The organism is Ilumatobacter sp. (assembly GCF_041688325.1).
Classification (GTDB): Bacteria; Actinomycetota; Acidimicrobiia; order Acidimicrobiales; family Ilumatobacteraceae; genus Ilumatobacter_A.
Genome location: NZ_JBDNIJ010000083.1, coordinates 1 through 3,251 on the forward strand (window position 1 = coordinate 1; position 3,251 = coordinate 3,251).

At 61.1% G+C, this 3,251-nt stretch carries 2 protein-coding genes and 1 tRNA gene; all 3 read left to right on the forward strand.

Annotated elements, in window-relative coordinates; all coding sequences use genetic code 11:
• On the forward strand, positions 1-1,707 hold a 1,707-nt coding region (dnaG, locus tag ACH2EI_RS05665), incomplete at its 5' end, for a DNA primase (protein ID WP_395159409.1).
• A gap of 4 nt (positions 1,708-1,711) precedes the next feature.
• Positions 1,712-3,016, forward strand: coding sequence for an RNA polymerase sigma factor RpoD (rpoD, locus tag ACH2EI_RS05670; protein WP_395155379.1), 1,305 nt, complete (start codon positions 1,712-1,714; stop codon positions 3,014-3,016).
• Between the two features lie 64 nt (positions 3,017-3,080).
• Positions 3,081-3,153, forward strand: a tRNA-Asn gene (locus ACH2EI_RS05675).
• Positions 3,154-3,251 lie beyond the last annotated feature (98 nt).

Here is a 3,251-nt window from a genome sequence, read left to right on the forward strand (position 1 = left end):
ATCGTTCAACAGTATGTGGCCCTGAAGCGCACGGGCCGCAACTGGGTCGGCCTGTGCCCGTTCCACGCCGAAAAATCTGGCTCTTTCAACGTCACCGAAGAGCGTGGCCGCTACAAGTGCTTTGGCTGCGACAAGGGTGGCGACGTCTTCACGTTCATCCAAGAGATCGAGCACCTCGACTTCCCGGGCGCCGTCGAACATATCGCAGCGAAGGCTGGCATCCAGCTCAACTACACGTCTGCTGGTCAGAGCCAGGAACGGTCGCGGCGCAAGAAGCTCACCGAACTCATGAACGAAGCGGTCGAGTGGTATCACGAACGGCTCCTAAATTCGCCTGACGCCCGGCCAGCACGTGACTACCTCCGCCGTCGCGGCCTGTCAGGAGACATCGCTCGGCAGTTCAAAATTGGCTGGGCACCCGACGACTGGGACGAGCTGTCGAGGTCGCTCGGTGCGCCGCACGACATGATGCAAGACGTCGGGCTGTCGTTTCGAAATCGTCGCAACAAGATGCAGGATTCGTTCCGGGCACGTGTGATGTTCCCGATCCTGTCCGAATCGGGGGAGGCGCTGGCGTTCGGTGGCCGCATCCTGCCCGGCTCCGAAGACCCGGCGAAGTACAAGAACAGCTCCGAGACGCCGATCTACATGAAGTCCAAGACGCTGTACGGACTCAATTGGGCGAAGGCCGATGTTGCGAAGCACGATCAGGTCATCGTGTGCGAGGGCTACACCGACGTGATTGGGTTCCATCGTGCTGGCATCCCCCGCGCTGTGGCGACCTGTGGCACGGCGCTCACGGAGGAGCACGTCCGCTTGCTCAAGCGATATGCCAGCAAGGTCGTGCTGTCCTTTGATGCTGATGCTGCGGGCCAGGGCGCAGCCGAACGCTTTTATGAATGGGAAGAAAAGCACAAGGTCGAAGTGCTCGTTGCCCGCCTGCCGGACGGAAAAGACCCCGGTGACCTCGCGTCATCCCAGCCGGAGGCGCTCGTTGCCGCTATCGAGAAGCCGGTTCCGTTCTTAAAGTTCCGGCTTGATCGCACGATGCGGGGTCGGCAGAAAGATTCTCCCGAGCATCGAGTTCGGCTGGCCGAAGACGCAATGGCCGTGGTCAACGAACACCCGAACAAGTCGATCCGCATGCTGTATGCCGGCGAAGTGGCAGCTGAACTGTCGATGCCGGTGAGCGACATGGTCCGCATTGCCGAGCGCGGTGTCCGTCGGCCAGCGATCCAGGTGCAGGCCAAGCGATCGACGGGGCCGATCCAGAACGCTGAATTCGCGGCGCTGGTTCTTCTCGTGCAGGAGTGGGATTCGATCGCTCCGTGGCTCACGGAGGAACTGTTCGACAACGACATCAACCGGATGGCGTTCCTCGCGCTTGCCCAAACTGACGGTGACCTCACCAAGGCAATCGCGGCTGCGCCGCCCGATGCAGTCGACGTGCTCGAGCGAGCCGCAGTGGCCGATTTGAATCTGGTTGCTGATGTCGAGGCTCGAAATCTGATCCGAGCTGCATGCCGGCGCGAACTGCAACATCGGAACAAAGTGATCGATCCCGTAGCAATGGCCGAGGACCGCCAGGCAAAGATCGACATCGAAGCTTTGGAAAACACCGACAAGGAGCGTGCTCTCGCGGCGGCCGAGTCGTTGCTAGGTTGGCTGGATCGACGAACAGGGGAACGCACCGATGGGGATGACTGAGGGGATGACTGAATCCGATCCCGCGGCAACGGTGCCCTCAGGCGCGCCATTTAGCGGTGTCGACACCGGCGAATGGGGCAAGCTCGTCGAACAGGGCCGAGCAACCGGAGAGGTACATGCCGAAACTGTTGCCCACGTGCTGCGGCACGTCGAGCTGACCGGCGACGTCCTGGATCAGGTCCAGTCCGTGATGGCCCAACACGGCATCACTATCGATGACGCCGTCGATACTGACGATCACGACACTCCCGCTGGCATCGTTCGTGAAGTCGTTGTCGACGAGGTCGCCGTTGACCTGATTGCGCCCGAAGACGCTGACGAGCAGTTGCTCAGCCGTCGCCGTGGAAGTCGGACGAAAAAGTCGCAGCCGAAGGGCGAAGGTGGCACGTCCGATGCTGTTCGGATGTATCTGCGTGAGATTGGTCAGGTCGACCTGCTCACGACCAATGACGAACGCCGGCTGGCCCAGCTCATCGAAGAAGGGCTCGTCGCGGCGGGCAAGATCGACGAAGCAGCCGAAGCTGGCTTGCCGATTGATGGTGTCGAAGGGCGCATGCTGTTGCGGGCAGTGAGTCGCGGTGAGCGCGCCAAGAGCGAACTGACCCAGGCCAATCTGCGCCTCGTCGTGAGTATCGCCAAGCGGTACTCGGGCCGGGGCATGCAACTGCTCGATCTGATCCAAGAGGGCAACCTCGGCCTCATGCGGGCCGTCGAAAAGTTCGACTACACAAAGGGCTTCAAGTTCTCGACCTACGCCACGTGGTGGATTCGTCAGGCGATCACCCGTTCCATTGCCGATCAAGCTCGCACGATTCGTATTCCGGTGCACATGGTCGAGCACATGAACCGGGTCACCCGGGCCAAGCGCACGATGCACCAAGAGCTTGAACGGGAGCCCTCGATTGAAGAGATCGCTGTTCGTGTCCAGCTCGAACCCAACCGTGTTCGGGAACTCCTACGCATCTCGCAAGACCCGCTCTCACTTGACTCGCCAGTTGGCGAAGAAGATGAGTCGAATCTCGGCGACTTCATTCAGGACGATTCGGTCGAGAGCCCCGCTGACGCCGCGACCAAAATGATGCTGTCTGATGCCGTCGGTGAGGTTCTCGGCGAACTGTCCGAACGTGAGCAGGAAATTGTCCGGCTGCGCTTCGGCCTCGACGGCGGTCAGGCCAAAACGCTGGAAGAAGTCGGCAAGGCATTCGGTGTCACGCGTGAACGAATTCGGCAAATCGAAGCGAAGACACTCGCCAAGCTCCGACACCCCCAGCGCAGCCAGCGACTGCGCGAGTTTCTCGAAGTTGAGTAGATCTCTCGAAAATCGGCGTTGTGGCCTGGCCCCGCGCCGATAACCTCGCCCACGGCTTGTGCCTTCCGGGGTAGCTCAGCTGGCAGAGCAGCGGACTGTTAATCCGCTTGTCGTGGGTTCGAGCCCCACCCCCGGAGCAACGAAGAAGGCCCACCGAGCAATCGGTGGGCCTTTCTCGTTTCCTGTGTGTGTGTGGGGCGACCGGGGCTCGAACCCGGGACCGAGGCATTATGAG